This is a genomic window from Polaromonas sp. JS666 (assembly GCF_900103405.1).
Classification (GTDB): Bacteria; Pseudomonadota; Gammaproteobacteria; order Burkholderiales; family Burkholderiaceae_C; genus Polaromonas.
Window position 1 is genome coordinate 91235 of the sequence record NZ_FNHX01000001.1, and the last position, 26601, is coordinate 117835.

Annotated in this window: 23 protein-coding genes; 12 read left to right on the forward strand and 11 right to left on the reverse strand. The window is 63.4% G+C overall.

Annotated elements, in window-relative coordinates:
* Positions 1-90 precede the first annotated feature (90 nt).
* From xylF to BLQ85_RS00465, 3 genes are all read right to left on the reverse strand, one after another.
* Positions 91-1107, reverse strand: coding sequence for a D-xylose ABC transporter substrate-binding protein (gene xylF, locus BLQ85_RS00455; protein WP_074574120.1), 1017 nt, complete (start codon positions 1105-1107; stop codon positions 91-93).
* Positions 1108-1375: 268 nt separating this feature from the next.
* Complete coding sequence (locus BLQ85_RS00460; RefSeq protein WP_074574121.1) at positions 1376-2425, reverse strand: Ldh family oxidoreductase; 1050 nt, start codon at positions 2423-2425, stop codon at positions 1376-1378.
* A 305-nt stretch (positions 2426-2730) separates the two neighbouring features.
* Positions 2731-4689, reverse strand: coding sequence for a PhoX family protein (locus tag BLQ85_RS00465; RefSeq protein ID WP_074574122.1), 1959 nt, complete (start codon positions 4687-4689; stop codon positions 2731-2733).
* 268 nt (positions 4690-4957) lie between these two features.
* Between BLQ85_RS00465 and BLQ85_RS00470 the strand changes: the two genes are divergently transcribed.
* Positions 4958-5626, forward strand: coding sequence for a DsbA family oxidoreductase (locus BLQ85_RS00470; protein WP_074574123.1), 669 nt, complete (start codon positions 4958-4960; stop codon positions 5624-5626).
* Here the strand turns inward: BLQ85_RS00470 and BLQ85_RS00475 are convergent.
* On the reverse strand, positions 5623-5964 hold the full coding sequence (locus BLQ85_RS00475; protein WP_074574124.1) for a MoaF N-terminal domain-containing protein: 342 nt from the start codon (positions 5962-5964) through the stop codon (positions 5623-5625). The two genes, BLQ85_RS00470 and BLQ85_RS00475, sit on opposite strands and share 4 nt — an antisense overlap.
* A 202-nt stretch (positions 5965-6166) precedes the next feature.
* Here BLQ85_RS00475 and BLQ85_RS00480 point away from each other — a divergent pair, with 202 nt between their 5' ends.
* The gene (locus tag BLQ85_RS00480) at positions 6167-6895 is read left to right on the forward strand and encodes a glutathione S-transferase (RefSeq protein WP_074575072.1); all 729 of its coding nucleotides are present in this window, start codon (positions 6167-6169) and stop codon (positions 6893-6895) included.
* Between the two features lie 181 nt (positions 6896-7076).
* Positions 7077-8045: a ferritin-like domain-containing protein gene (locus BLQ85_RS00485; protein ID WP_074574125.1), complete on the forward strand. Its 969-nt coding sequence runs from the start codon at positions 7077-7079 to the stop codon at positions 8043-8045.
* A 102-nt stretch (positions 8046-8147) separates the two neighbouring features.
* On the opposite strand, the gene BLQ85_RS00490 is transcribed toward BLQ85_RS00485, so the two are convergent.
* The 6 genes from BLQ85_RS00490 to BLQ85_RS00510 form a co-directional block, all read right to left on the reverse strand.
* On the reverse strand, positions 8148-8477 hold the full coding sequence (locus BLQ85_RS00490) for a hypothetical protein (RefSeq protein ID WP_074574126.1): 330 nt from the start codon (positions 8475-8477) through the stop codon (positions 8148-8150).
* Positions 8474-8650 carry a hypothetical protein gene (locus BLQ85_RS24505; protein WP_175456023.1) on the reverse strand — a complete coding sequence of 59 codons (177 nt, stop codon included), beginning with the start codon at positions 8648-8650 and terminating at the stop codon, positions 8474-8476. The genes BLQ85_RS00490 and BLQ85_RS24505 overlap by 4 nt, the downstream gene beginning before the upstream one ends.
* A gap of 101 nt (positions 8651-8751) precedes the next feature.
* Positions 8752-8964: a hypothetical protein gene (locus BLQ85_RS00495; RefSeq protein ID WP_074574127.1), complete on the reverse strand. Its 213-nt coding sequence runs from the start codon at positions 8962-8964 to the stop codon at positions 8752-8754.
* Between the two features lie 97 nt (positions 8965-9061).
* Entirely contained in the window at positions 9062-9340 is a 279-nt protein-coding gene (locus BLQ85_RS00500; protein WP_074574128.1) for a hypothetical protein, read from the reverse strand.
* 159 nt (positions 9341-9499) lie between these two features.
* The gene (gene ligD / locus BLQ85_RS00505) at positions 9500-12058 is read right to left on the reverse strand and encodes a DNA ligase D (protein WP_074574129.1); all 2559 of its coding nucleotides are present in this window, start codon (positions 12056-12058) and stop codon (positions 9500-9502) included.
* Positions 12059-12082: 24 nt separating this feature from the next.
* Entirely contained in the window at positions 12083-12991 is a 909-nt protein-coding gene (locus tag BLQ85_RS00510; RefSeq protein ID WP_074574130.1) for a non-homologous end joining protein Ku, read from the reverse strand.
* Between the two features lie 239 nt (positions 12992-13230).
* On the opposite strand from BLQ85_RS00510, the gene BLQ85_RS00515 reads away from it, so the two are divergent.
* From BLQ85_RS00515 to BLQ85_RS00545, 7 genes are all read left to right on the forward strand, one after another.
* Entirely contained in the window at positions 13231-13692 is a 462-nt protein-coding gene (locus BLQ85_RS00515; protein ID WP_074575073.1) for a CHRD domain-containing protein, read from the forward strand.
* Positions 13693-13809: 117 nt separating this feature from the next.
* On the forward strand, positions 13810-14271 hold the full coding sequence (locus tag BLQ85_RS00520; protein ID WP_074574131.1) for a MarR family winged helix-turn-helix transcriptional regulator: 462 nt from the start codon (positions 13810-13812) through the stop codon (positions 14269-14271).
* Between the two features lie 24 nt (positions 14272-14295).
* Positions 14296-15603: a homogentisate 1,2-dioxygenase gene (gene hmgA / locus BLQ85_RS00525; RefSeq protein WP_074574132.1), complete on the forward strand. Its 1308-nt coding sequence runs from the start codon at positions 14296-14298 to the stop codon at positions 15601-15603.
* A 27-nt stretch (positions 15604-15630) separates the two neighbouring features.
* On the forward strand, positions 15631-16902 hold the full coding sequence (gene fahA, locus BLQ85_RS00530; RefSeq protein WP_074574133.1) for a fumarylacetoacetase: 1272 nt from the start codon (positions 15631-15633) through the stop codon (positions 16900-16902).
* A gap of 68 nt (positions 16903-16970) precedes the next feature.
* Entirely contained in the window at positions 16971-18149 is a 1179-nt protein-coding gene (locus tag BLQ85_RS00535) for a cytochrome P450 (protein WP_074575074.1), read from the forward strand.
* A gap of 42 nt (positions 18150-18191) precedes the next feature.
* The gene (locus BLQ85_RS00540) at positions 18192-18536 is read left to right on the forward strand and encodes an antibiotic biosynthesis monooxygenase family protein (RefSeq protein WP_007865191.1); all 345 of its coding nucleotides are present in this window, start codon (positions 18192-18194) and stop codon (positions 18534-18536) included.
* A 402-nt stretch (positions 18537-18938) separates the two neighbouring features.
* Positions 18939-21308, forward strand: a complete 2370-nt coding sequence (locus BLQ85_RS00545; protein ID WP_074574134.1) for a YgiQ family radical SAM protein — start codon at positions 18939-18941, stop codon at positions 21306-21308.
* 90 nt (positions 21309-21398) lie between these two features.
* Here the strand turns inward: BLQ85_RS00545 and BLQ85_RS24025 are convergent, their stop codons facing one another.
* Positions 21399-23669, reverse strand: a complete 2271-nt coding sequence (locus tag BLQ85_RS24025) for a hypothetical protein (protein WP_139200839.1) — start codon at positions 23667-23669, stop codon at positions 21399-21401.
* A gap of 980 nt (positions 23670-24649) precedes the next feature.
* On the opposite strand from BLQ85_RS24025, the gene BLQ85_RS00550 reads away from it, so the two are divergent.
* Entirely contained in the window at positions 24650-25504 is an 855-nt protein-coding gene (locus BLQ85_RS00550) for a hypothetical protein (protein WP_074575075.1), read from the forward strand.
* Between the two features lie 187 nt (positions 25505-25691).
* Positions 25692-26597 (forward strand): DMT family transporter, encoded by a 906-nt coding sequence (locus BLQ85_RS00555; protein ID WP_074574135.1) that lies wholly within the window; start codon positions 25692-25694, stop codon positions 26595-26597.
* The last annotated feature ends 4 nt before the right edge of the window (positions 26598-26601 follow it).

Sequence of the window (26601 nt, forward strand, 5' to 3'; positions counted from 1 at the left end):
TTTTGGGGGTGCGGCGCTCCCGGGCAACCTACAGGCCGGTTGCCTTGCCCGCTTGCGCGGAACGGGGAGCGGGTGCCTGGAAGGCCTGTATTACTTGCAGCCGGCGACGTTACCGGTGACGCCCTTGCAGAGCTCGTCTTTTTTGATCCAGCCGGCCTTGAGCACTACGTCGAGGTTGTCGCGGGTGATGGGCACGGGTTTCAGAAACTGGGCCTGCAGGGCGATCTTTTTCTCGCCGCCGTTCCAGGAGCTTGCGCCCTCGACCGGTTTTCCGGCACCGAGATTGACCGCCGCGCTGGCCGCCTGTTTGCCGAGGTCGCGGGCATCCTTCCAGACCGACACGGTCTGGGTGCCCACGGCCACGCGGTTCAGGGCGGCAAAGTCACCGTCCTGGCCCGACACCGGCACACCCTTGAGCCCCTTGGCGCTCAGCGCCGCCACCACGCCGCCGGCGGTGCCGTCATTGGAGGCGACCACGGCATCGACCTTGCCGCCGGTCTTGGTCAGGATCTGTTCCATGTTTTTCTGCGCGACTTCGGGCTTCCAGCCCTCGGTGTATTCCTCGCCCACGATCTTGATGTCGCCTTTCTTGACGGCGGCGTCTATGACTTCCTGCTGGCCTTCGCGCAGGAAATTGGCGTTCGGGTCGGTGGGTGAGCCCTTGATCATCACGTAGTTGCCCTTGGGCTTGGCCTTGAACACGGCGCGGGCCTGCATGCGGCCGACTTCCTTGTTGTCGAAGGTGATGTAGAACACGCCGGGCGCCTCGATCAGGCGGTCGTAGGCGATGACGGGCACCTTCTGTTTGGTGGCCTTGTTCACGGCGGGCAGGATGGCGTCCTTGTCCATGGCCAGCACGATCAGGACCTTGGCGCCCTTGGCCATCAGCCCGTCAATGTCCGCCAGCTGTTTTTCGGGAGAGCCCGCGGCATCGGCGCTGATGTATTTGGCGCCCAGCTTTTCAAGCTGCGTCTTGATGGCGGCTTCATCGGTTTTCCAGCGTTCCTCCTGGAAGTTGGACCAACTGACGCCTACCGTCACCTGCGCAAATGCGCCGGCGGCGGCCAGGCTGAGTGCGATGGCAGTCAGGGAAGCTTTGAATTTCATTGAGTGTCTCCGATAGTTTTTGCCCAGGCAGGCATGTGTTTTTGAGCTCAGATAAATCCCGGTGGTCGTTCCACTGCCTACGCAGCACTTTGGAATTAGTTTGAACGACGCACTAATTATGTGAAGCTGAAAAATTCCCCGTCTAGGGACAAACCCCTGGCATGCGGAGGCTTCGCGCAATTTTGGAAAGCTTTTGTAGTAGGACCGGGCCTCGAACCGGCAAGCGCTGGCCGGCTAGACCGGTTTTCTCCCTGGAAAGCCCCGCGTTTTAAGGGACGGCGACCGGCTCCGTCACCCCGAGCTTGATGGCCCAGCTGGAGAGCGCCGGCAGTATGGACGGGTAGAGCGCCACGCCATCCAGCTTTTGCTTTGCCGCCAGCGCGATGCCTTTTTCGCCGGGCGTGCGCACGGCCTTGCCTGCATGCGCGGGACGCGAGGCGCGGCAGGCATCGGCGACGTGGCCGGTCTGGCGTTCGAAGGCTTCGAGGCCGGCGAAGGCGCGCGGATCCAGGATCTGCAGGAACACTGTGGCGCCCCAGCCCTCCTTGGGGTCGGCGCGGCCGTGGCCGGCCAGGCCGCCGGTCAGGGCCTCGACCAGCAGCGTGAGGCCGTAGCCCTTGTGGCCGGAGTCCATGCCGCCCAGCGGCAGTATGGTGCCCTTGGGTTCTTCAAACAGCACCGAAGGGTTGTCGCTGGCCACGCCATGGCCGTCCATGACCCAGGCCGCGGGCAGGCGTTTGCCTTCCTTGTGCAGGCGGTTGGTCATGCCGTTGGTGGTGGCCGAGGTGGAAACGTCCATCAGCACCGGCACGCCGCCCGTGGGAATGCCGGCTGAGACCGGGTTCGGCGTGAACACCGGGTCCAGCCCGCCGAAGGGCGCGACGCTGGCGGTGTTGGGATCGGAGCAGGTCAGCAGCATCAGCAGGCCCTGGTCGGTGGCGCGCTTGAGGTAGGCGGCCAGGCAGGCGATGTGGTGGCTGCGGCGTATCACCACGGTGCATGTGCCCTGGGTGGCGGCGCGTTCGGCGGCCAGCGCCATGGCTTCGAGCACCAGCCAGGGGCCGGGCAGGCGGCGGCCGTCCCAGGTCAGGGCGGCCGGGTGGTCGGCCAGCACGGTGGGCGCGCCCCGCTTTTCCATGGAACCTGCTTCGAGCTCGCCCAGATAGCCGGGCAGCAGGGCCAGGCCATGGGTGTTGTGGCCCAAGAGGTCGCCCTCGACGAGGATTTCGGCCACGGCCGTGGCCTTGGCCGGCTCCAGCCCGGCGGCGGTCAGCAGGGCTTGCGCGTAATGGATCAGGTCGTCGTGGCGGTAGTGCATGGTATTCCCGGCGGTCGGTGCTGCCCGGGCAAGGTCGCCGCGGGCTTCCCGGCATTCTAGGGAAGAAGGGTGTAACGATGCACAAGTCGGTGCGCGTATACCGGCGCCCCAATGCAGTTCGCCCTGAGGCCGCCGAAAAGCTCGGCAACTCAGGGCGAAGGGTGATGAGATTGATCGCAGTCTTGTATAGAGCTGCTCACAAAACCCAGCGAAGCGGTCCTGGCTAGGCGCGTCGCCGCAGACAGTGCTGAAGGCACGGCAAGGCGGCGCAACAACGCCAGGAGGGCTTTTGAGCGGCTCCGCGCTTAACCGAGCTTGATGCTGCTCGGGTCGGCGGTGAGATAACCGACGGCCGCGCCGTAGCGGTCCTTGTAGTTCGCGCGCACCAGCGGGTCCAGCGTGGCCTGCACCTTGCCGTGCAGCGACGGGATCCAGTCGCCGGCGTGCTGGAAGTTGCTCATGATGTAGGTCCAGCCGTTGAGGTCGTCCACGACATGCAGGCCGGTGGCTTCAGCGCCCGAGGGCATGGACATCAGGCGCGACAGCTGCTTGGTGTCGACGTTGTAGGCCCAGATGAAGTTGTTGACGTGGGTGCTGCTGTCTTCACCGATGAAGAGGGTGCGCATTTTTTCCGAGAACTTCAGGTTGTCGGGGTTGGACACCATGTTGGGGTTGGCCTTGTTGCCCAGCGCATCGCCGGCGATGTCTTCGCCGACCAGCAGGGCCTTGGTGTGCACCGGCATCCATTCGCTGTTGATGGCGTTGCCGGCCGAGTCCTTCTGGCCGCCGTCCAGCTTGTGCATCATCACGCCGCCGGCGATCAGCGCCTTGTCAAGCGCGATGCCGCTGGCAGCGTTCCAGCCCTTGCCGGTCTTGACCATGGAGTCCTGCATGTTCTGCAGCGCCGAGTAGGCGATCTTGTCCTTGATGTTGACGGTGGTGCCTTCCATCTTGGAAAAGCCCATGCTGCCGCCCATGAGGTAGGCATAGCGGTGGGTTTCCAGGAAGGCGGCGGCTTTTTCCATGCCGGGCTTGACCTTGATCCAGTTGGCGTTGCCGTTGTAGAAGACCTTGGTGAAGCTGGCATCGGACGGGTCGGTTTTGTGCACCGTCATGATGTCGGACGGCTTGAGCGTGTCGGCCATTTTTTCGATTTCGGCGCTCGTGGCGTGGCCCAGCTTGATCCAGGAAATCTTTGCGCCTTCGGCGGCCGGGTCGACCGAGAAGCCGCTGCCCAGTTTGCCCACGTACAAGGTGCCGGACGACAGGTCTTTCTCGCGGTCGGCCACAAAGACGAAGAGGCCGCTGTTGGTGGCGTCGTCGCCCATCAGCACGGTGCGGTTGTCGGGCATGACCTGGACCAGCTCGTGCGAGATGCGGCCCAGGTTGTAGTGCTTTTTCACCGTGCCGGTGCCGTCGGGATGCACGGTGACTTCGGGCAGGTGGCCGTAGTGGTAGGGGTTGGCCTTGGTCTCGTCGCCGTAGACGTTCTTGCTGAACTTCTTGAACTGCGAGCTCTCGGCCGCAAAAGGTGCGTCGGGCTCGTACTCCTCGCTGGACAGGTGGGTGTTCCAGGGCGAGAGGCTGGCGCCGCAGGTGATCCACAGGCCGTGCGCCTTGGACATGTCGACGTTGTGGTACTTCACGAGGCTGAGCTTGCCGGTGGCTTGGTCCTGGTCCAGGGTGAGCACGGCGATGGGCGAGGGCAGGTTGCCATAGGCGTCGGCGCCGGCCTGGTCGCGCGTGGTGTATTCAAACTGCACGACGGCGAACACCGCCTTGCCCTTGACGCCGGGCACGTTGGCGTTCGGCAGGCCCAGCAGCGAGGTACCGTCGGGCGAGTCGGAGAACATCTGGCGTTCCTTGCCGGGCACCGAGCGGTCGATGATGGGCTGGTTGTTGATGTCCACATAACCACCGCTCAGGATGGTGCCACCCTTGCCGTCCGGCACCCTATCGCCAGTCACGAAGAAGGGCTGGTAGGCCAGCCGATAGCTTTGGGTGCTGTTGTCCTTGAGCCGGACCTGCAGGCTGGAGCCCACGGTGGTGGTGGCCATGGCGGCCGTGTCGGCCAGCGAAGGCGCGGCCATGGAGGTGAAGCTGGAAGACAGGTAATTGCCCGCTCCAGCCGGGCCGCTGCCGGTGGCGCAGCCCGACAGCAGGGTGCTGGAGGCCAGTGCCCCCAGCGGCAGCATGGGCGCGGTCGCCAGGAATTTCAGGGCGGTGCGGCGTGAGGGAAGGGAAGGGGTGGCCAGGTCGGACATTGTTGTGTGTTCCAGTTTCAGGTGGGGAATGATGCGAAGCGGCGCTGTGCCCGCGCCGAAACGCAGGGCAGGGCCGCTGCGCTGCCGGAATCTTAGGAAGCTTGTGTGACAGTTTCTTGAAACGGGCTGCCACAGAAGATGGCGGGCAGCGGGGACGGAGGGGGATTAACCACGCACCGGGTACTTGAATATCCCGGGGTGAGCCGCAAGCTGGCTTGCTACGGGCCAAAATCGGCCTGCCCAGAGCAGCAACTTCCAAGGCCTTCCCATGACCACCCAACTCAAGATCGATTTTGTGTCCGACGTTTCCTGCCCCTGGTGCGTCATAGGCCTGAAGTCGCTGGACCAGGCGCTGGAGCGCGTGCGCGGCGACATCCAGGCTGAGCTGCATTTCCAGCCCTTTGAACTCAATCCCAAAATGGCGCCCGAGGGCCAGGAGATCACCGAGCACATCACCGAGAAATACGGCATCACGCCGGCCCAGGCCCAGGCCAACCGCGAGAACATCCGTGCGCGCGGTGCCCAGGTGGGCTTCAAGTTCAGCATGGCCGACGAGCCCGGCGGCGGGCGCAGCCGCATCTACAACACCTTTGACGCGCACCGCTTGCTGCACTGGGCCGAACTCGAAGGCGCGGGCAAGCAGAAGGCGCTCAAGGAGCTGCTGTTCAAGCGCTATTTCACCGACGGCCAGAGCCCGGCCTCACACGAGGTGCTGGCCAAGGCCGCTGCCGAAGCGGGGCTGGATGAAAGCCGCGCGCGCGAGGTACTGGCCTCGGGCGAATACGCGCGCGAGGTGCGCGAGCGCGAACAGTTCTACCTGACGCAAGGCATCCATTCGGTGCCGGCCGTCATCATCAACGACCGCCACCTGATTTCCGGCGGCCAGCCTGTGGAAGTGTTCGAGCAGGCCTTGAGGCAGATCGCGGCGGCGGGCTAGGCGCGGCTTTCGCCCAGCACCTCGAAGCTGCCCGACTGCTGGACCCAGTCCTTGCCGTTGGAGGCAAAGCCTGTGGCCGCGCCGGTCTTGAGGTTGAGTGCCACCGTCAGCGTGTAGCCGCTCTCCTTCGAAAGGTAAGACACCACATGCACGTCGTCCGACATTTTGACGGCGGCGCTGGCGTTTTGGAGGTGGTCCTTGGCGCCCGGGCTGGCGCTGCGCCAGGTGAGGGTGCCGTCGCTGGCGAACGTGTGCTCAAAGGTATGGCCCTTGGTCGGGCCGTCCCGGAAGGTCCAGCGCAGGGTTTTGCCATGCAGGGATGCGGGGAAGGTGGTCATGATGGGCTCCAGAGTTTGGCCTTGATCGCCGCGTTCGGCGGGCCTGGATGGATGGGTACAGTTTCAACTTAGGCTCGCCCAAAACGGCGGCTTGTCGGAAGGGGGCGAAATCTTCGTAGGACAAGGGCACGCCGAGCCTTTTGCCGTGGATTCGCGCACGGGCTTCACGCAGAATGAAACGACCTCACAGGAGTTGTCATTCATGCCTTACGAACTTCATTACTGGCCCGGCATCCAGGGCCGCGGCGAATTTGTCCGGCTCGCGCTGGAGGCCGCCGGCGCCGACTACGTGGACGTGGCGCGCGGCTGTGAAGGCGAGGGTCAGGGCATTCCCGCGATGATGCATTTCATCGAGAGCGCCGCCGTGCACCAGCCGCCCTTCGCACCGCCATTCCTGGTGGACGGCAAGACCATCGTCGGCCAGTCGGCGGCCATCCTGCTCTACCTGGGACCGCGCCTGGGCCTGGTCGGCAAAAGCGAAACAGCGCGCCTGTGGACGCACCAGATCCAGCTCACGATTGCCGACGTTGTGGCCGAGGCGCACGACACCCACCATCCGGTGGGCACGGGTCTTTATTACGAAGAGCAGAAGACGGAAGCGCTCAGGCGCGCCAGGGAATTCAGGACGGCGCGCATCCGCAAATTCCTGGCCTGGTTTGAAGCCGTGCTGGTGCGCAACCCGCGCGGCAGTGCGCACCTGGTGGGCGGCAGCCTCAGTTATGCCGACCTCTCGCTGTTCCAGCTGGTGGAGGGATTGCTGTATGCCTTCCCCAAGGCCGCCCGCCGCGCGCTGAAAAACGTGCCGCATGTGATGGCGCTGCACGACCGCGTGGCGCGGCACAGGCGCGTGGCCGCCTACCTGGCCAGCGAGCGGCGCATTCCCTTTAACGAGGACGGCATCTTCCGCCGCTACCCGGAACTCGATGCCTGAGTTGCCGGCGTTTTGTGCGCGGCGCTCTCCTACATGCCTGTCTGTGCTTGCCTGACCGCCGCGTCTTGCAGCGCACGCGACCATGGTTGCCAGTGTCCGGCCACACAGCACACACAGCACACACAGGAAGCAGTGGCGCGGATCTCTTTCAAACCTGCGTTCGACACAAAGGAGACCTACCATGGCCAAAGAGCATGATCCCAACCTTGATCCCATCAGCAAAGAGCCCGGCGCGCACCCGGTGGGCACCGGCATAGGCGCGGCCATGGGCGGCATCGCCGGGGGCGCCGCCGCCGGCGTGGTGGCCGGCCCTGCGGGAGCCGTTGTCGGTGGCGTGGCCGGCGCGATCGCCGGCGGCATGGGCGGCAAGGAAGCCGCCGAGGCGCTGGACCCGACGGCCGAAGAGGCTTACTGGCGCGACAGGCACACGCTGGAGCCTTATTACGAAAGCGGCCGTCCCTTTGACGACTATGCACCCGCCTACCGGCTGGGTGTGGAGGGCCGGCGCGATTACCCGGGCTCGTTTGAGGAAACCGAAATGCGCCTGGCGGACCGCTGGGATACCTACAGGGGGCGCTCGACCCTGGACTGGCCGAAAGCCCGCCTGGCCAGCCGCGCGGCCTGGAACCGTGCGCACGAGCGGCTCAGCGCCTTTGAAACCACCGCCACCCTGAGCAACGCCGATACCGTCGGCGTGGCGGACGACGAGGAGATCATTGACACGCTCAACGACCTGCTCGAATCCTGCCGCGACGGCGAATACGGTTTCCGCGAATGCGCCGAGCACTCGCGCTCCGAAGACATCAAGGTCTTGCTGCACCGCCATTCCGGTGAATGCCGCGCCGCGGGCCTGGAGCTGCAGACCCTGATACGCCAGCTGGGCGGCAAGCCCGATGAGGGCGGCTCCGTCAGCGGCGCGCTGCACCGCGGCTGGGTGTCCGTGCGCGCGACGCTGAGCGCCTACAGCGACCAAGCCATGCTCAATGAGTGCGAGCGCGGCGAGGACGCCGCCGTGGCGCGCTACCGCAAGGCCCTGAAGCAAAACCTGCCGCTTGCCATCAAGAGCGTGGTGGAGCGCCAGGCCCAGGGCGCCCAGCGCAACCACGACCAGGTCAAGGCCTTGCGCGATGCGCTGAAGGCCTCGAAATAAGGCGACGGTTCCAGAAAAGATATGTAGCGTTTCTTGCCGACACTCGAGGTTCGGCAAACCGGGGGCGGCGCAGGCTGCCCCTTTTTTTCGCCTGGATGCCGGCTAATTCTTGAGGCGGCTGGCGCAGTCCACCTGCGCATCGAGCTGCATGCCGCCGCGCGAGTAGTCGACATCGGTGACCTTGCAGCCCGAGTGTTGCTCTATGGCCTGCAGCAGGGCGGCGCGTCCGGCGGGCGTGGTGGAGATTGGGCCGGCAGTGGGTGAGCTGGCTATCCAGGTGCCGGCGGTCAGCGCGCTGACCAGGTAGGTCCGCCCTTCGACGGTGACGCGTTGCGCGGCAGGGTCTGCCCGCATGCCGGTGCAGGCCACCAAGCCTGCACCGCACAGCAAGGCCCAGCTTGCGATGGGCGCGGCATGCCGGAAAGCCTTCATGCGGACGCGCGCGTACCGCGCGGCGCCACCAGCGGCGCCGCCGGCAGGGCCTGTGCTGATGTGTTCGCGGCTTTGGGTTCAGGCACTTTGGGTGGGGCTTTGGGTGACTTGGCGTCGGGGCAAGCGGACAAAAGCAGCAAGCCGGCCAGTGTGAAGGGCAAGAGGGGCTTCATGGTGTCTCCAGGCGCATGCTGTTGCGCTGCCTGAAATGATAGGCCGCGGGCCCGCGCAAGGCCAGTGCCGCAAGGCAAGTCGCGGTGGCCACCTACACCGCCTACAGGCGGCGGCGCGGGTGCGCGCTGCCCACGCCCATGCGCTGCAGGGCTTCGCTGAGGCTGCGCGCGGGCTGTGCAGCCGTGCACTGCTGCTGGGTGGGCGATGGCCTGGCCTTGTCGGTGGCGGCATGCTGCCTGACCCGTTCCGCCGCCAGCCGGCGGCCTTCGGTCTGCAGGTAAAGCGTCAGATCCATTTCATCGGGCTGGTTCATGGCTGCCTCGCAAGTCCCGTCCTGGGGACGCAAAAAAGCGGAGGCGCATGGCCTCCGCTGGCTGTCTTCCTGGCTGGAAGGCGCGCACGGCGCTCTATCAGTTGCTGCTGCGGCCCGATTGCCGGCTGCCCGAATCTTCGGGCTGCATGTTCTCATCGCGCTCCGACTGCTTTTGCGGATTGTCCCGGGCGCTGCCGTGCTGGCCCTGCTGCCCAGGCTGGCGCTGGTTGCCCTGGCCCTGGTTCAGTTGCGCATCGCTGGACTGGTTGATGTTCTGCCTGTCCTGCTGGCCGGGCTGGTTGCGTTGGCCTTGTTGCTGCTGCTTGTCCTGGGCTTGGGGGTTGTTTCTTTTCTGATCATTCTGCTTGGATGGCATACCGGTTCTCCTTGAAAAGATGACTGGGTTGAATGCGAAATGACGGTATGAAACCGCCATGAAGCCAATGTAAAACCGCACCCGCATTCGCCATGTCGGGCCGCGGGCCCTGCGTGTGTAGGAGGCGGATGACAGCCGGCTGGACCTTCAGATGGACCTTTATTTGGCCTGCGCTGCCGGCTTGAAACCGAGCTGCTTCATCGCGGCCGCCAGGCCGTTGCGCGAGCCCTCGTAGGCGTCCCAGGGCTGGTTGCCGACGGCCAGGCGGGCGCCCAGCGTCTGGGCCGTCCAGTGCGCGCCGCCGGTCAGCGAATCCAGTTCGTCCCAGGCCACCGGCACCGACACGCCCATGCCCGGCCGCGCACGCAGCGACCAGGCACATACCGTGGTCGCGCCGAAGCCGTTGCGCAGGTAGTCGGGGAAAACCTTGCCGACACGGTTTTTGGGGCCGCTCTTGGCGGCAAAGCGCTGCGGAATTACGGCGGCCAGGTGCAGCACCAGCGCATGCGAGAAGTCCTTCACCGTGTCGAAGTCGTATTGCCGCTTGAGCGGCACCACCACATGCAGGCCCTTGCCGCCGCTGGTCTTGAGGAAGCTGGAGAGCTTGAGTTCGTCGAGAAAGGCGCGCACCAGCTGCGCGGCCTCCTGCACCTGCGGCCAAGCCACGCCTTCGCCCGGGTCCAGGTCAAAAGTCATGCGGTCCGGCTTGTGGATGGCGCGCGTGGTGGCGTTCCAGGTATGGAACTCGATCACATTGAGCTGCGTGGCGGCCAGCAGGGCGGCGGCGGAGGGAATCTCCAGCAGCGGTTCATGGCCGGGGTCGAGCGCCGGGTCCAGCAGCTTGATGCCGGGGATGGAGGCGGCCTCGGCATGCTTCTGGAAGAACAGCTCGCCGCCTATGCCCGAAGGCGCGCGCACCAGTGCGGTCGGCCGGGCCTTGAGATGCGGCAGCATCAGTGACGCGACCTGCGCGTAGTGCTCGACCACATTCTGTTTGGTAAAGCCGGTGCTGCTGTCGATCACTCGGTCGGCGTGGGTGATGCGCAGGGACTTCAGCGCGGCCGGAGTGTTTTTTTTCGCAGGATTCACGGCGGCGCCTTTCTGGCCGCTTTTCAGGGCGGCGGGTTTTTCACGCAGGATGCGGCTGGCGGGCTTGTCGCTGCGCAGGCCCTGGAACACCGAGTGGCGGATGTGGCCGCCGTGCGTCCATTCGCCAAAAGCGACTTCGGCCAGCAGCTGCGGCTTGACGAACTGGCCTTTGACGCCGGCCGGCAGCTTCGCGAAAGGGCTGCGCTCCGTATGGATTTTTTCCAGCCGCGCCTTGAGGTCCTTGAGCACCTTGTCGTTAAAGCCGGTGCCGACGTTGCCGGCGTACTTCAGTGCGCCGTCTTCGTCGTGCACACCCAGCATCAGCGCGCCCAGGCCGGCGCGCGAGCCCTTGGGGGCTGTGTAGCCGCCTATCACGAACTCCTGACGCAACTGGGTCTTGAGCTTGATCCAGTCCGGCGAGCGGCGCGAGACATAGGCCGAATCCACGCGCTTGCCGATCACGCCTTCAAGGCCGACCCGCCGCGCCGACACCAGCAGGTCTTGCGGCGATGCTTCAAGCGTGTCGCTAAAACGTATGCCCTCCTGCGGATGGCGGGTGACCAGCGCGCACAGCAGTTCGCGGCGCTGCGACAGCGGCAGCCGGCGCAGGTCCAGCCCATCGAAGTAGGGCAGGTCGAACACGTAGTACACAATGCGGGCCGTGCTCGCATGGTCAAACGCGTTTTGCAGCGCGCCGAAGTCGGGCAGGCCATGCTCGTTCATCACCACGATCTCGCCGTCCACCCAGCCCGAGGGAATCTCCAGCGCGGCCACGGCCTCGGCCAGGCGGGGCAGTTTGTGCGTCCAGTCGTTGCCGTTGCGTGTCATGAGGCGAACCGAGTCCCCGTCTATGCGTGCCAGCAGGCGGTAGCCGTCGTACTTGATTTCATAGGCCCAGCCTTGCGGGTCGGCAGGCGGCGCCGCCACCAGCGTGGCCAGTTGTGGCGTCAGTAGCTCGGGCAGCTTGGCCTTAACGGCGCCTTCCGGAGTATCGGCGGCGGTTTGCGCGGCTTTCTTCGCCGCGGCCTTGCCTGACGCCTTGCCGGGTTTTTCCGCGGCGTCACGCGGCAGGGGCCGGCCCGAAAGCACGCTGTTGGGCAGGGCCTGGAGCACGTCGTAGTCTTTTTCCGGGCGGGCGTGTTCGTCGTGTTCTTTGATCAGCAGCCAGGGCTCGTGGCTTTCATCGCCGCGGCCGTGCATGCGCACCAGGGTCCAGCCGCCCTTGAGCTTTTCACCGTGCAGTTCGAACTTGAGCTTGCCGGCCTTGAGGCTCTTGGCCGGGTCTCCGTGCGGCGTCCAGAGGCCCCGGTCCCAGACGATCACATCGCCCGCGCCGTATTGTCTGGCTGGAATGCTGCCCTCAAACCCCGCATAGGAAATCGGGTGGTCCTCGACACGCACGCCCATGCGTTTGACGGCCGGGTCCAGACTGGGGCCCTTGGGCGCGGCCCAGCTTTTGAGCGCGCCCTGCAGCTCCAGGCGGAAGTCGTAATGAAGGTTGCGCGCGTCGTGTTTCTGGATCACAAAGCGCAGAGACTTGTCCGAGCGCGTGCCGCCTTCCGCAGGCTCGGGTGTGCGCGAAAAGTCGCGCTTGGCGCGGTAGCTTTTGAGGGAATCGCGGTCGTCCATGGCCAGGGCTGCGCGTGGAGCCGCCTAGGCGGCGCGCCGCCTTGCGGGGGCATGCGCCCTGGTTTTGGCCGCGGGTTTTTTGCGTGTGGGCGCCTTGGCGGCGGCCTTGGCCTTGGGCGCATCGCCGCCGCCCTTGCGCAGGCTGCGCTGCAGCAACTCGGTCAGGTCAATGATCTTGGCGCCGGAACGGGCTTCGGGCTCCTCAGATTCTTCCGGCTGCACCACGCTCTCCAGTTTGCCTTCCTTGGCCTTGCGCTTGACCAGCGCCATGATGTCGTCCTTGAAGGAGTCGGTGAACTGTTTGGGGTCCCATTGGCCAGTCATGTCGTCCACCAGCTGTTTGGCCATGGCCAGCTCCTTGTCGGACAGGCCCGCGGCCTTGGCGCCCACGGGGGGCAAGTTCAGCTCTTCCAGTGAACGGATGTCGGCGCCCCAGCGCAACAGGTTCAGCACCAGCGCCGGGCCCGACGGCACCAGCACGGCCAGATGTTGCTTGGTCTGGATGATGACGCGGGCAATGCCCACGCGCTGCGTCTTCAGCAGGGTGTCGCGCAGCAGGGCATAGACTTTTTGCCCCTTGTTGATGGGCGCGACGTAGTAGGGCCGCTCCAGGTAGACAAAAGGAATCTCGGTGTTGGGCACAAAACTTTCGATCTCTATGGTCTGGGTGGTCTTGGGGTAGGCGGCGGCGATTTCTTCCTCGGACAACACCACGTACTGGCCGTCCTCGTATTCGACGCCCTTGACGATGTTCTCCTTGCTGATTTCCTTGCCGGTGCGCTTGTTGATGCGCTTGTAGCCCACTGGGTCCATGCTGCGCTTGTCCAGCCAGTCGAAGTCGATGCCGCTTTCGGAGGTGGCCGAATGCAGCGCGACGGGAATGTGGACCAGGCCGAAGCTGATGGCGCCTTTCCAGAGAACGCGGGATGTCATGGGATTTTCCTGATGAAGGTCTAGGTAAATCAGTGTGGGAGCCGTGCCCGCGCGCCTGTGTCGGCCTGCCAAGAGCCCTTTCGTAGGACGGCGGCTTTTGTGAGGGTTGCGGGGCTTGCGGGCGGGCGCGGCCGCGGCGCCGGCATGTCGTCCGGAACCCACCGCCCGCATGGGGTTTGTCCTACGGGCAGGCCGCGGGCACGCCACGCACAATCGGCTCCTGTTTCAAGGAGCCGACCATGCCGACCCGCCGCACCGCCGCCCGTTTGTCCCTTGCCGCCGTGGCCATGGCCGCGGCCGCCCTCACGGGCTGCAGCGTGATGGACCGCCAGTCCAACCTGGTGGCCATGACCACACAATTGCGCGGGGCCAACGAGGTACCGGCCAATGCCAGCACAGGCAGTGGTCAGGTCGACGCGGTGTTCGACAAAAACACCAACCTGCTGCGCTGGAAGGTCAGCTACACCGGCCTGACGGGCCCGGCCACGGCGGGGCATTTCCACGGTCCCGCGGCCATAGGTGCGAACGCCGGCGTGGCCCTGCCATGGGCCGGCCCCATGCGCAGCCCCCTGGATGGCAGCGCCACGCTGACGGCCGCCCAGGCCGCCGACCTGCTGGCCGGCCGCTGGTACGCCAACGTCCACACCGCCGCCTATCCCGGCGGGGAAGTGCGCGGCCAGATGACCGTGGTGCGCAACTAGGCGCAGGGGTTTGCCACTGCCTCCGGGCCTTCCGGAGGCTGTCGATTAAATGGTTGCGCGCGCAACCGGATGGGTTTATAGTTGCGGGCGCAACCAATAAATCAACCGGTGGCCCGCATGATCAAGCTCGACAGAACCCTGACCTACCGCCTGCATCTGCTGCACAAGCTGACCGACCTGGAAAGCCAGCGTGCCTATGTGGCCGAGGCCGGGCTGTCCATGAGCGACGGCCGCTGCCTCACGGCGGTCGGCACCTTCGCGCCGCTGTCGGTCAACGACCTTGCGCAAAAAGCCAACCTCAACAAGGGCCAGGCCAGCCGGGCCGCCCAGTCGCTGGTCGACCAGGGCCTGGTCGTCAAGGCCGCCAGCCCGACCGATGGCCGCGGCGTGGTGCTGACCATGACACCCAAGGGCAAGGCCGCCTGGCAGCGCGCCATGCAACTGGTGGGCCGGCGCAACCAGGATATTTTTGGCGTGCTGAGCGCGGCCGAACGCGAGCAGCTCAGCGATTTTTTCGACCGCTTGATCGCCAAGGCCAGGGCCGACGGCGGCGCGGTTGAAGACGCCGGCGAAGAATGACATGGGAATTTTGGAGAAACCGCAATGAACACGAACACCCCCTTGCGCTACCAGTCCGGCTTCGGCAATGAATTCGCCAGCGAAGCCGTCGCTGGTGCCTTGCCCCAAGGCCGCAACAGCCCGCAGCGCGCGCCGCACGACCTGTACACCGAGTTGATATCCGGCACGGCCTTCACCGCGCCGCGCGCCGAGAATCGCCGCACCTGGCTGTACCGCCGCCAGCCCTCGGTGGTGGTGGGCGGCTACCAGCCTTATGCGCAGCCGCAGTGGACCACGGGCGCCGCCGGCGGCATGGCCGTGCCGCCCGATCCCTTGCGCTGGAACCCGTTTCCCATTCCCGCGGAACCGCTGGATTTTGTCGACGGCCTGCGCACCGTGGCGGCCAACGGCGACGCCGAGGCCCAGACCGGCATGGCCGCCCATATGTATGTAGCCAACCGTTCCATGGCGCGGCGCGCGCTGGTCAATGCCGACGGCGAAATGCTGCTGGTGCCGCAGCAGGGCCGGCTGGTGCTGACCACCGAGCTGGGTATCCTGGACGTGAAGCCTGGTGAAATCGCCGTGCTGCCGCGCGGCATGGCCTTCAGCGTGGGCTTGCCCGACGGCGCCTCGCGCGGCTACATCTGCGAGAACTACGGCGCGCACTTTCGCTTGCCCGAGCTGGGCCCCATAGGTTCCAACGGCCTGGCCAATGCGCGTGATTTCCTCGCGCCCGTGGCGGCGTTTGACGCCGATGACGAGCCTGGCAAAGGCTACGAAATCATCAAGAAGTTCGGCGGCCGTTTGTGGTCGACCACGCAGCCGCGCAGCCCCTTCAACGTGGTGGCCTGGCACGGCAACCTGGTGCCCTGCAAGTACGACACCGCGCATTTCATGACCATAGGCTCCATCAGCTACGACCATCCGGACCCGTCCATCTTCACCGTGCTGACCTCGCCCTCGGACACGCCGGGCACGGCCAACTGCGACTTTGTGATCTTTCCGCCGCGCTGGCTGGTGGCCGAGGACACCTTCCGCCCGCCCTGGTACCACCGCAACCTCATGAGCGAGTTCATGGGCCTGGTCTACGGCCAGTACGACGCCAAGCCCGAGGGATTCAAGCCCGGCGGCGCCTCGCTGCACAACTGCATGGTGCCGCACGGCCCCGACGCTGAGGCCTTTGAAAAAGCCAGCGCGGCCGACCTCAAGCCGCACAAGCTGGACAACACCCTGGCCTTTATGTTCGAAAGCCGCTACCGCTTTGTGCCCACGGCCTATGCCATGCAGGGCGGGGCGCTGGACGCCGCTTATGCCGGCTGCTGGGCCGGGCTCAAGGACCAGTTCAAAGGCTGATGCCGAAACCTCATTTTTAAGCCGACCATGACGACACTCCTGAACGCCACCCATGACCCCCAGCTGCGCAGCTGGGTGACATCCGCCAACAAGGCGAGCGATTTTCCCATCCAGAACCTGCCCTTTGGCACTTACAGCCTCACGCCGCAGGGCGAGCGCAAGATAGGTGTTGCCATCGGCGACCAGGTGCTGGACCTGCGTGCAACCGGGCTGACGGACGCCAGCGACATGAATGCGCTGATGGCACAAAGCCCGCAGGCGATGAGCGCGCTGCGGGCCGCGATTTCGCAAGGCCTGGCCGAGGGCAGCGCGAAGCAGGGCGAGTGGGCGGGTTTGTTGCACCGCCAGGACGCGGCCACGCTGCACCTGCCTTGCCGCATCGGCGACTACACCGATTTCTACACCGGCATCCACCATGCGACCACGGTGGGCAAGCTGTTCCGCCCCGACGCACCGTTGCTGCCCAATTACAAATGGGTGCCCATCGGCTACCACGGCCGCGCTTCGTCCATAGGCGTGAGCGGCCAGCAGTTCCCGCGGCCTAAGGGCCAGACCAAGGGGCCTAATGAAGAGCTGCCGCTGTTGCGGCCCAGCCACCGGCTCGACTATGAGCTGGAGCTCGGCGTGTTTGTGGGGCAGGGCAATGCCCTGGGCGAACCGGTGGCCATGGAGCAGGCCGAGGCCCATGCTTTTGGCCTGGTGCTGCTCAACGATTGGTCGGCGCGCGACGTGCAGGCCTGGGAATACCAGCCGCTGGGCCCCTTCCTGTCCAAAAATTTCGCGAGCACCATCTCGCCCTGGATCGTCACCCTGGAGGCACTCGCGCCATTTCGCGCGGCCTTTACCCGACCCGAGGGCGACCCGCAGCCTTTGCCTTACCTGGATTCGCCGGGCAACCGCCAACAGGGTAGCCTGGACGTGCAGCTCGAAGTCTGGCTGCAGACCCAGGCCATGCGCGACGCCGGCCTGGGTCCCGAGCGCCTGTCGCAGTCCAATTACCGCGACGCCTACTGGACAGTCGCGCAAATGCTCGCGCACCACACCATCAACGGCTGCAACCTGCAGCCCGGCGATATGCTGGGCACGGGCACGCTGTCCGGCCCGCGGCCCGAGCAGGCCGGCTCGCTGCTGGAGCTCAGCGCCGGCGGCAAGAAGGCAGTGACGCTGGCCAATGGCCAGACGCGCACTTTCCTCGAGGACGGCGATGCCATCATCCTGCGCGCCTGGTGTGAGCGCGAGGGCTTTCAACGCATAGGATTTGGTGAATGCCGCGGGCAGGTGCTGCCGGCGCGCGCTTAAGTTCAAGGCGCTGATGCTTCGTTCGTGGGCGAAGCATGGGGTGGGTGTTTGCGGCAAAAATGCTTGCCATGAACCCCGAACCGACTCCTGACAACATCCTCGCGGCGTCCGCCCACCGCAATCCTTATCCCTATTACGCGGCGCTGGCCGCGGGCCCTGCGCTGGTGTTTGATGCGCCGCGCAAACTCTGGATCGCGAGCAACGCGGCCAGCGTCAAGGCGGTCCTGGGCAATCCGGCCTGCCGCGTGCGTCCTGTTTCTGAGCCAGTTCCCTCAGCCATCGTCGGCTCGGCGGCCGGCGAGGTTTTCGGCCATCTGGTGCGCATGAACGAGGGCTTGCGGCATGGCGCGCCCAAGCTCGCGCTGCAGCGTTTCCTGGCGGCGGTGGATCTCGATCCTGTACAGGCAAGAACGCAAGCGCTGGCCTTGCAAACCGCCGGGGAGGGCGCCTTAAGGGGAGAGGCCCTTTCGCGCTGGGCCTTTGAGGTGCCCGTGATGGCGGTGGCAGACCTGCTGGGTTTTGGCGAGGCCGAACTGCCTCAGGTCGCGCGCTGGATGGCGGATTTTGTCGCCTGCCTGTCGCCGCTCAGCACGCCGGCCCAGCTCGTGTCGGCCGGCAATGCCGCTTCGGCCTTGCTGTCGCGCTTTGCGGAACTGGTAAAGGCCGCCGGCGCCCAGCCCGGCAGCGCCTTGGCGCGCCTGCAGCAAGAAGCGGCGCAGGCCGGCTGGCATGATGCGCGGGCGCTGCTATGCAATGCGGTGGGCCTGCTGTCTCAGACCTATGAGGCCACGGCCGGCTTGATCGGCAACAGCATCACGGCCCTGGCCACGCAGCCCGGCTTGCTGGACGCCATGGCCCGCGAACCCTCAAAGCTGCTGCAGATGGTTCATGAAGTCAGCCGTCATGACCCGTCCATCCACAACACGCGCCGTTTTGTGGCCGAAGCCAGCCGGGTGGCGGGTGTTTCGCTGCAGGCCGGCGATGTGGTGCTGGTGCTGCTGGCCGCCGCGGGCCGCGACCCCGCGTGCAACCCCAGGCCCGATGAGTTTTTGCTGGAGCGCCCTGATCGCCAGGTGCCTGGCTTTGGCCACGGTGCCCACCAGTGTCCGGGCCAGGCGCTGGCCTGCGCCATCGCCGCGGCGGCTATCCGGGCCTTGCTGGTATCGGGGCGGCTCAAAGACGCCGCGTCGTTCCGCTGGGACTATCGTCCCTCCATGAATGCCCGCATTCCGGTTTTCACCGCTTGATGCGAGCATCGCAGCAACCCATAAAGCACCAGGAAGGCCCCCATGATCGCGATTATTTTTGAAGTCCAGCCCGCCCAGGGCCAGAAGCAGACCTATCTCGACATCGCCGCGGCGCTCAGGCCCCAGCTCGAAAAAATCGACGGCTTCATCTCCATCGAGCGTTTTGAAAGCCTGAGCACGCCGGGCAAGCTGCTGTCGCTGTCCTTCTTTCGCGACGAGGCGGCCGTGCTGGAGTGGCGCAAGCTGGAAAGCCACAGGCAGGCGCAAAGCCGCGGGCGCGGTGGCGTGTTTGAGAACTACCGGCTGCGCGTGGCCCATGTGCTGCGCGATTACGGTCTGAATGAGCGGGATGAAGCACCGGCCGACAGCCGGCAGGTGCATGGCTGATTCGGGGCCGAGGAGGGGCCAATCGCCCCGATAAACCACACCGGGCGGCTGCGGCAAGGCCTTTGTAGGGCTTAAATGCTGAATAAAGGGGCAAAACTCAGGGTAAACCTTAGAATAGAGGGTTAGGGCCTGTTAACCCTGTGTTTGCAAGATGCGTTGCGAGTCAAAAAGGCCTTGAGCAAGGCGCAAAACGCAGGCGGGGTAGACCCCGCCGAGGCTTTGCAACGCCGCGCAAGGCCTTTTTGATCGCAACCCGGAGGGAATGGGGTGAAAACGGCGCCACTCGGCGTTGCGCTCCTAGCGCAGACACCCGGTCTGCGCGTCGTCGCGCGTCTTGATTGGCACCGTTTTCACCCCATTCGCATTTGCAAACACAGGGTTAACAGGCCCTACAAAGCCCCCATGAACGCCCCCGTCGACGTCTCCTTCTTCACGCGCGCCGCCAAGCCGCTGACCAGCTACCGCAAGTACTGGGCGGCCCGCTTCGGCACGGCCAAGTTTCTGCCCACCAGCCGGGCCGAGATGGACGCGCTTGGCTGGGACAGCTGCGACATCATCATCGTCACGGGCGACGCCTATGTGGACCACCCGAGTTTCGGCATGGCTGTCATAGGCCGTATGCTCGAAGCGCAGGGCTTTCGCGTGGGCATCATCGCCCAGCCCGAGTGGCACAGCGCCGATCCTTTCCGCGTGCTGGGCAAGCCCAACCTGTTCTTCGGCGTGACCGCCGGCAACATGGACTCGATGATCAACCGCTACACGGCGGACCACAAGATACGCAGCGACGACGCCTACACCCCCGGCGACGTGGGCGGCAAGCGCCCCGACCGCGCGGCCCTGGTGTATTCGCAGCGCTGCCGCGAGGCCTACAAGGACGTGCCCATCATCCTGGGCGGCATAGAAGGCTCGCTGCGCCGCATCGCGCACTATGACTACTGGTCCGACAAGGTGCGCCGCAGCGTGGTGGTCGACGCGAAATGCGATTTGCTGCTTTACGGCAATGCCGAGCGCGCTATCGTCGAAATCGCCCACCGCCTGGCCGCGCGCGAGCCGGTCGCCAGCATCACCGACGTGCGCGGCACGGCTTTCATACGCCGCAGCGGCGACGAAAGCGCCCAGGGATGGTTCGAGATCGACTCCACCAGCGTGGACACGCCGGGCCGGGTCGAGGCCCACGTCAACCCGTATTTGATGATTTCCGACCAGGCGCGCGAGCAGGGCGCCAGCTGCGCGCGCGAAGACGAAGCGGCCGAAGTGGCGGTCAAGGCCGAATCGGCAGGCTCCGCGGCCAACCCGGCGATCAAGCCGCTGACCTTTGTGGCCAACCCCAATCTCCCGTCCACCGTGCATACCGCGCAGGGCAAGATCAAGGTTCCGCCGCGCGATCGTTCCGTGATACGCCTGCCGTCCTACGAACAGGTCAAGAGCGACCCGGTGCTGTATGCCCACGCCAATCGCGTGCTGCACCTGGAAACCAACCCCGGCAATGCGCGCGCGCTGGTGCAGGCCCATGGCGAAGGCGCCACCGCGCGCGACGTCTGGATCACGCCGCCGCCCATCCCGCTGACCACGGCCGAGATGGACTATGTGTTCGACCTGCCTTACGCCCGCTCGCCGCACCCGCGCTACGCCGACGAAAACGGCAGCCACGACGGCGCGACCAAGATTCCCGCGTGGGAGATGATCCGCTTTTCGGTCAACATCATGCGCGGCTGCTTTGGCGGCTGCACCTTCTGCTCCATCACCGAGCACGAAGGCCGCATCATCCAGAGCCGCTCCGAGGACTCGGTGATCCGCGAGATCGAGGCGATACGCGACACCGTCAAGGGCTTTACCGGCGCGATCTCCGACCTGGGCGGGCCCACCGCCAATATGTACCGCATAGGCTGCAAGTCGCCCGAGATCGAGGCCGCCTGCCGCAAGCCGTCCTGCGTGTACCCGGGCATCTGCCCCAACCTCAACACCAACCACAACCCGCTGATCAAGATGTACCGCCGCGCGCGGGCCTTGAAGGGCGTGAAAAAAATCCTCATCAGCTCCGGCCTGCGCTACGACCTGGCGGTGCAAAGCCCCGAGTACGTGAAGGAGCTCGTCACCCACCACGTGGGTGGCTACCTCAAGATCGCGCCCGAGCACACCGAGCAGGGCCCGCTCACCAAGATGATGAAGCCCGGCATCGGCAGCTATGACAAGTTCAAGCAGATGTTCGAGAAGTACTCGCTGGAGGCCGGCAAGAAGCAGTTCCTGATCCCGTACTTCATCGCGGCCCACCCGGGCACCAGCGACGAAGACATGATGAACCTGGCGATCTGGCTCAAGAAGAACGGCTTTCGGGCCGACCAGGTGCAGACCTTCTACCCCAGCCCCATGGCCACGGCCACGGCCATGTACCACACCAACAAAAACCCGCTGCGCAAGATCACACGCGACAGCGAGACGGTGGACATCGTGCGCGGCGAACGCCGCCGCCGGCTACACAAGGCCTTTTTGCGCTACCACGACCCCAACAACTGGCCGGTGCTGCGCGAGGCGCTCAAGGCCATGGGCCGGGCCGACCTGATAGGCAACGGCAAGCACCACCTGATCCCGACCTTCCAGCCCCTGACCGACGGCAGCTATACCAGCGCGCGGCGCAAGAACTCCACGGCCACCTCCGCCACCCCGGCCAAGGCTGCGCCAGTGGTCAAGGGCCGCCTGTTGACACGCCACACCGGCCTGCCGCCGCTGGCCCAGGGCGCGGGCGGCAAGCCTTCCGGCCGCAAGGGCCGTTAAGCGCCGGGCCGGCGGGCTATCTCACATCAGCTCCCTCTTACTTCTCGTACTTTCGTAGAGTTCATTCCGCCGTTCCGGCGTTTCAACTAATCAATCGGGTTTTGTTAAGAGGGTAAGGAAGTCTTCATACTTTCCATGGGCTTTCTCTAACGCTTGTTGAAGCTCAGATAGCGGAATATTCAATCGATACCTCTTTTGAATACCACCACCTTTCCATGGAACGTCTATAAGCACACCAAGACCTACTAAGTCTGGCAGTGTTTGCTTGAAGAAGTCAGGACTAATTGCTTTACCTAGTCGGAGCTTAATTACGTCCTCGTCTACGTGCGTAGTTCTAAGAAAAATCCGAAGAAATCGTTGCAATTCCCAGATTCGGTCATCATCCGCTTGATCAGATGGGTTACCAAATGAGCCATCGGCTAGCTGTCCGCCTGCGTCGCGGAGCTTTCTATTGATATGAGCGGGTTCGAATATTTGCTCGTTACTTTTAAGATCCATTACGGCATCAAATGTGCAATGCCGGAACTCGATATCTTTTAATCCTTGATCCGAAAAATCAAGCCGCTCGAAATGACACTTATTAAAGATGATTTTTCCATCTCGCCAATCCCTGATGGTGGTGGGATGAAAAGTGCAACCATTGAAGATGACATTGGAAAGCGATTTTCCAGCCAAGCTATTGGCAGGGAATGCCACACCGTCAAGAGTTACAGTTTGATTGTCACGAGATGAGTCCTCAGCAAGCCATGCAAGAGTTGCACCGCAATTCTCTTTAACGTAAGAGTATCCCGTCTCGGAATTGCTAATCGTTTGAAGTACAGCAAGAGTGGGGGCGAGATGCCCACCAAATCTCTTGTATGCCCGAACAGATTGCTCCACTGTTGCCAGAGGTAAGACGTTGATGGACATTAAAGAGCGAATCTCTGCTTGCACTCCTCTGGCAAGCAGCGCTCCAAATCCTTCCCCCAGGAAAAAATTCTGAAAATCTTCGTGATCGAAAGCCACTGCTGGCCCTCTCGAGCTATCGACGACTAGAAGCGAATGTTGCTTGATTCGTTCTTTTATTTGACGGGTGGCTAAGGCAGACTTTTTTGTAGACTCGCAGAATAAATCGACCAACAAGTCGACAATGTCGTACTTAAGAGAGTTGGTGCTTGATTGCCACATTTCTATTGCAAATTCCCGCAATAGTTGATGATGTTCGGACAGCTCGATCAAAGGCTCTCCGACATCTTGTGATGAGCGGTTTAGCCATTTTTCAGTTGCCTCTCTAGCGATGATCACGTTCACGAAGTTGAAAAAGAAATCTTCTGGATTGAGAGACAACTGGCGGACTAATTCATTTCTATCATCTATTTCCTCAGAGATATCGAATAGTCTTTTAACTAGCACTGCACGTGTGAGCAAAGGATGATCGACAGAAAGTCGAGCTGCAACTAACTCATAGATGCTGGCAGCATCTGCCACGCCCCTTAGTTGACCGTACTCGCAAAATTTAGTTTTGCTCCAGCGAGAGATTTTTAGACGAGAAAATGAAATAGAGTGCTCGCCTAAAGCATCTAGAAGTCGCGCTTGGGTACGGAAACTTTGATACTCGAAAAAGGCTTTTCGGGCTGCAACAAGAACACTCCCTTTCGAGTCGAGGCTCTTAATAAGATCGCTAAGCGCTGAAACTGCTTCATCTTTATTGTTCTCAATCAGCATTTCCTCATAGCCGTCAAAGGCAGGAACAATTGCGCCGAGCTTAACTAGCTCAAGGAAGGCGCTGTAATAAAGATACTGAAATCTCAAGCGATTCGACAAAGCAGAGATAACGGCATCATCAAAGGTTAGGAACGCCTTACCCCCAAGAGGAATGGGAACTAGAAGCCGTTGAGCTTTTTTTTCTTTTAATTGCTTTGCTTGATTCCGAGCTGCGAGACCAATGAGTGTTGTTTTTCCTTCTCCCGCATCGGAAGTTAGATAAAGGACTGAGGTTGCACCAGGAATCGGATTGTTGATTCGCTTCGACAACGTATGCAGTACGTCCGACAAAGGTTCTTCCGAGTCTAACTCTGCAGTGGCAGCGAGGTCGTCTACGAGGAATCCTGATGGCGTGACAAAGGGTTGCGGCTCTGGGGTGACAGCAAGTATTCGATCGGCAAGTTGAGGAAGCTTGGCTATTCTGGTTAAAAGCCAAGTTCGGGCCGGACTTTTTTGTTCGTTCTCTTCAACTAATAAATTACCCTCTTCGGAGTAAGTTAGATTGGCTTCGATGATGTCGTCACGAATCGAAGCGACGACTTTTCCTTGCCTAACATCAACATCTTTTTGTTCGTCAGCAAAAGCGCACAGTATTCTCTTGAAGTCATTGATGTCCATATACCCTCGCTAAATAGAATGCTCTGTGTAGCCCGTTACAAGCTGTCGGGGTATTGTTCGAACTAAATGAGGCTGAGTTATACCGCCTCGCTTTGTATGAATTTGAATAATTTGAGATCCGGCTGCTAGCGCTGCTAAGACCCCTGGCCACATGTCGGTATCTGATGACAAGACCACTATGTGAGATGCTTGGGTTGAATAGGCCAAGTGGGCGATATCCGCCACAATGCAGGTGTCGACCATCTTCTGCTCACTTCGCATAAGAATGTCCCCCGCAGTCATCCCGCAAGTATTTTGCGTGCAAGGAGTGTCGTGCTGAAGCGAAGCGACAGGACTAAGCCCACACAGGCCAGGGTTGGCACACTGACTCCATGGTATTTGCTTGCTGTAAAAGCGTCTCAGTGGTCGGTCGTGTGCCAATGTATTGTTCAGCACGACATTGGGAATGCACAACGGGCCAAATGCCAATTCGGCCTGCAACTGAATTCTAGTCCCGCCGGTTGGAGTGAACGTGCACGGAAAATGGGTCTGCAGTTGAGGAATTATTAACTGCGCGCGACGTGTAAGCCGAGGTCCTTCGCGCCAGCCGCCATAAAGACGTACATTGATGTCAGTGTAATGCTGCGTAATGTTAATTGGAATGTTTGAAGCAATGCTCATGACAATGGCGTTAATTGGCATTCTTGCAAATGCGCTGTCCAAATTGTCGAAATCCGTCAGTACATAAAGCTCAGACAAGCTATTGCTCCCATTGATTCTTGTGGGCGAACATCCCTACCTCCTATTTTGTTCCCTCGCAAGATATTTGTGTCTGTTTTTAATTACCAGAGTAGTGCGCGTTTGAGCTAGTAGCCACATGTCTACTGAAGATGTATATCTGGGCAAGTAGCAGCGACTAACCCGGCCTTTCCGGCAAGATGGACCTGCCGCTCAGCCGCCTTGGCATGATGCCCACTGCTATCGTCATCAGGAGAAACCCCATGCTCATCGCACGCAGAGCCCTTGTGGCTTTCACCATGGCGGCCGTCACGGCCTGCGCCTGGCTGGCGCCGCTGGACGCGCCGGCCATGCGGCAGGTTGATGCCGGCCTCAAGCGCGCGCTGGTCAGCTTTGCCACGGCGCGGCTGCTCAATGCGGTGATCTCCGTGGCCCAGGGCACCGAGGCCTCGGTGCAGCCTTTTGGCGTCGGCGTGACCTTCACGCCCGGGCAGATCCTGGACCCGGTCAACGACCTGGTGGAGCAGTTCTCGCACCTGATGCTGGCGGCCAGCGTCGCCTTCGGCATCCAGAAGGCGCTGATCAGCATAGGCAGTTACTGGCCGGTGTCGCTGGCCTTGAGCGCCGCGGCCCTGGCCTGGTGGTGGCTGCATTTGCGCAGGGCACGGGTGCCGCTCTGGCTGTCCAGGCTGCTGGTGATTTTGCTGATGCTGCGTTTTGCCGTGCCGGTGGTGACGCTGGGCAGCGACCTGCTGTGGCAAAAATTCCTTGCGGCCGATTACGCGGCCAGCCAGCAATTGATAGACAGCGCCACCGGCCAGGCCGGGCAACTCAACCCCGCGGCGGCTGTCGCTCCCGACAAGCGTGGCCTGGTCGAGAGCATGAAAGACTGGCTGGCCAAGAACGGCGACGTGGGCAAACAGGTTGAAAACCTCAAGCATGCGGCCGAGCAGGCCACCGAGCACATCATCAAGCTCATCGTGATCTTTGTGCTGCAGACGCTGGTGATTCCTTTGCTGCTGCTCTGGGCCTTGTATGCCTTCGTCCGGCAGGTGTTTGAGCGGCCTGCGCGGGCCGGCCTGGGTTACGGCGGCGCCTCAGCCTCGTCTTCGTTATGATGCGACCCATGCATCTCCAGCTTTCTCCCCCCTCCGTCGCTCTGTGATGCACCCGGCTTGATGCCGGGCTGCGCCCTTGGGCCGTGCCTGTTCCAGCGGGACAAGCGCGCGGCCTTGAGTTGACGCGCCTGCCTGCTTTTTCGCGGTGATCCCGTTCGCGGCAGGCGCACGGACGGAGAAAATTTTCATGAAAACCCAAACATCGGCCGCCCTGGCCTGGGGCGGTGTACTGCTTGCGGGTGTCTTGTGGGGCGTGGGCGCCCTGGTCGCCCAGTCTGTGATGGCCGGGGGCATGGCGCCCTACAGCCTGTCTTTGGCGCGCTTCGCGCTTGGTTTGCCGCTCTTGTGGTGGTGGCACTGGCGGCAGCTGCCGGCTGCACCGCGCACGGCGCAGTGGCGGCATCTTCCCCGGCGCGGCCAGGCCTTGGTCATGGGCACGGGCCTGGCCATGGCGCTCAACGTCACCAGCTGGTTTATTGCCATGAGCCACATAGGCGCGGCCCTGCCCACGGTGATCTCGATCTGCTGCGCGCCCGTGATCGTTGCGCTGCTCTCGGTACTGCGCGGTTATGAACGTGCCAGCGGCCGGCTGCTGCTGGCGCTGGGCCTGGCCTTGGCTGGCGTGGGCCTGATCGCCATGCCCGGCGAAGGCTTGAGCCTGCCGGCGCACTACGCGGCCGGCCTGGCCTGGTCGCTGGCCTCGGCCGGGCTGTATTCGCTGGTGGTGCTGGGCAATGCGCGCATGCCCGCGCAACTGCCGGCCGTCACCGCCTCGGCCTGGAGCATGAGCGCGGCCGCGCTGCTGATGCTGGGCTTGGCCGTTGCGCAGGGCATCACCTGGCCGCAACACACGACGGCCTGGCTGCAGGTGGGCTACACCGGCATCTTCACCACCTCGATCGCCTACCTGGCCTTTGCCTGGGGCGCGCGGCGCCTGTCGCCGACCGCGACGGTGATCGGCACGCTGGTCGAACCGCTGGTGGCCGCCGTCGCCGCGGCCTGGCTGTTTGCCGAGCCGCTGAGCGCGCAGCAGGGTGTGGGCGCCTTGCTGCTGGGGGCGGCGATGGTGGTGCTGGCGCGGCGGGCTTCGTAAACCT

Coding starts and splice junctions, on each gene's coding strand:
- xylF (WP_074574120.1), bottom strand. CDS start 1,107: ATGAAATTCAAAGCTTCCCTGACTGCCATCGCACTCAGCCTGGCCGCC.
- BLQ85_RS00460 (WP_074574121.1), bottom strand. CDS start 2,425: ATGCACTACCGCCACGACGACCTGATCCATTACGCGCAAGCCCTGCTG.
- BLQ85_RS00465 (WP_074574122.1), bottom strand. CDS start 4,689: ATGTCCGACCTGGCCACCCCTTCCCTTCCCTCACGCCGCACCGCCCTG.
- BLQ85_RS00470 (WP_074574123.1), top strand. CDS start 4,958: ATGACCACCCAACTCAAGATCGATTTTGTGTCCGACGTTTCCTGCCCC.
- BLQ85_RS00475 (WP_074574124.1), bottom strand. CDS start 5,964: ATGACCACCTTCCCCGCATCCCTGCATGGCAAAACCCTGCGCTGGACC.
- BLQ85_RS00480 (WP_074575072.1), top strand. CDS start 6,167: ATGCCTTACGAACTTCATTACTGGCCCGGCATCCAGGGCCGCGGCGAA.
- BLQ85_RS00485 (WP_074574125.1), top strand. CDS start 7,077: ATGGCCAAAGAGCATGATCCCAACCTTGATCCCATCAGCAAAGAGCCC.
- BLQ85_RS00490 (WP_074574126.1), bottom strand. CDS start 8,477: ATGAAGGCTTTCCGGCATGCCGCGCCCATCGCAAGCTGGGCCTTGCTG.
- BLQ85_RS24505 (WP_175456023.1), bottom strand. CDS start 8,650: ATGAAGCCCCTCTTGCCCTTCACACTGGCCGGCTTGCTGCTTTTGTCC.
- BLQ85_RS00495 (WP_074574127.1), bottom strand. CDS start 8,964: ATGAACCAGCCCGATGAAATGGATCTGACGCTTTACCTGCAGACCGAA.
- BLQ85_RS00500 (WP_074574128.1), bottom strand. CDS start 9,340: ATGCCATCCAAGCAGAATGATCAGAAAAGAAACAACCCCCAAGCCCAG.
- ligD (WP_074574129.1), bottom strand. CDS start 12,058: ATGGACGACCGCGATTCCCTCAAAAGCTACCGCGCCAAGCGCGACTTT.
- BLQ85_RS00510 (WP_074574130.1), bottom strand. CDS start 12,991: ATGACATCCCGCGTTCTCTGGAAAGGCGCCATCAGCTTCGGCCTGGTC.
- BLQ85_RS00515 (WP_074575073.1), top strand. CDS start 13,231: ATGCCGACCCGCCGCACCGCCGCCCGTTTGTCCCTTGCCGCCGTGGCC.
- BLQ85_RS00520 (WP_074574131.1), top strand. CDS start 13,810: ATGATCAAGCTCGACAGAACCCTGACCTACCGCCTGCATCTGCTGCAC.
- hmgA (WP_074574132.1), top strand. CDS start 14,296: ATGAACACGAACACCCCCTTGCGCTACCAGTCCGGCTTCGGCAATGAA.
- fahA (WP_074574133.1), top strand. CDS start 15,631: ATGACGACACTCCTGAACGCCACCCATGACCCCCAGCTGCGCAGCTGG.
- BLQ85_RS00535 (WP_074575074.1), top strand. CDS start 16,971: ATGAACCCCGAACCGACTCCTGACAACATCCTCGCGGCGTCCGCCCAC.
- BLQ85_RS00540 (WP_007865191.1), top strand. CDS start 18,192: ATGATCGCGATTATTTTTGAAGTCCAGCCCGCCCAGGGCCAGAAGCAG.
- BLQ85_RS00545 (WP_074574134.1), top strand. CDS start 18,939: ATGAACGCCCCCGTCGACGTCTCCTTCTTCACGCGCGCCGCCAAGCCG.
- BLQ85_RS24025 (WP_139200839.1), bottom strand. CDS start 23,669: ATGGACATCAATGACTTCAAGAGAATACTGTGCGCTTTTGCTGACGAA.
- BLQ85_RS00550 (WP_074575075.1), top strand. CDS start 24,650: ATGCTCATCGCACGCAGAGCCCTTGTGGCTTTCACCATGGCGGCCGTC.
- BLQ85_RS00555 (WP_074574135.1), top strand. CDS start 25,692: ATGAAAACCCAAACATCGGCCGCCCTGGCCTGGGGCGGTGTACTGCTT.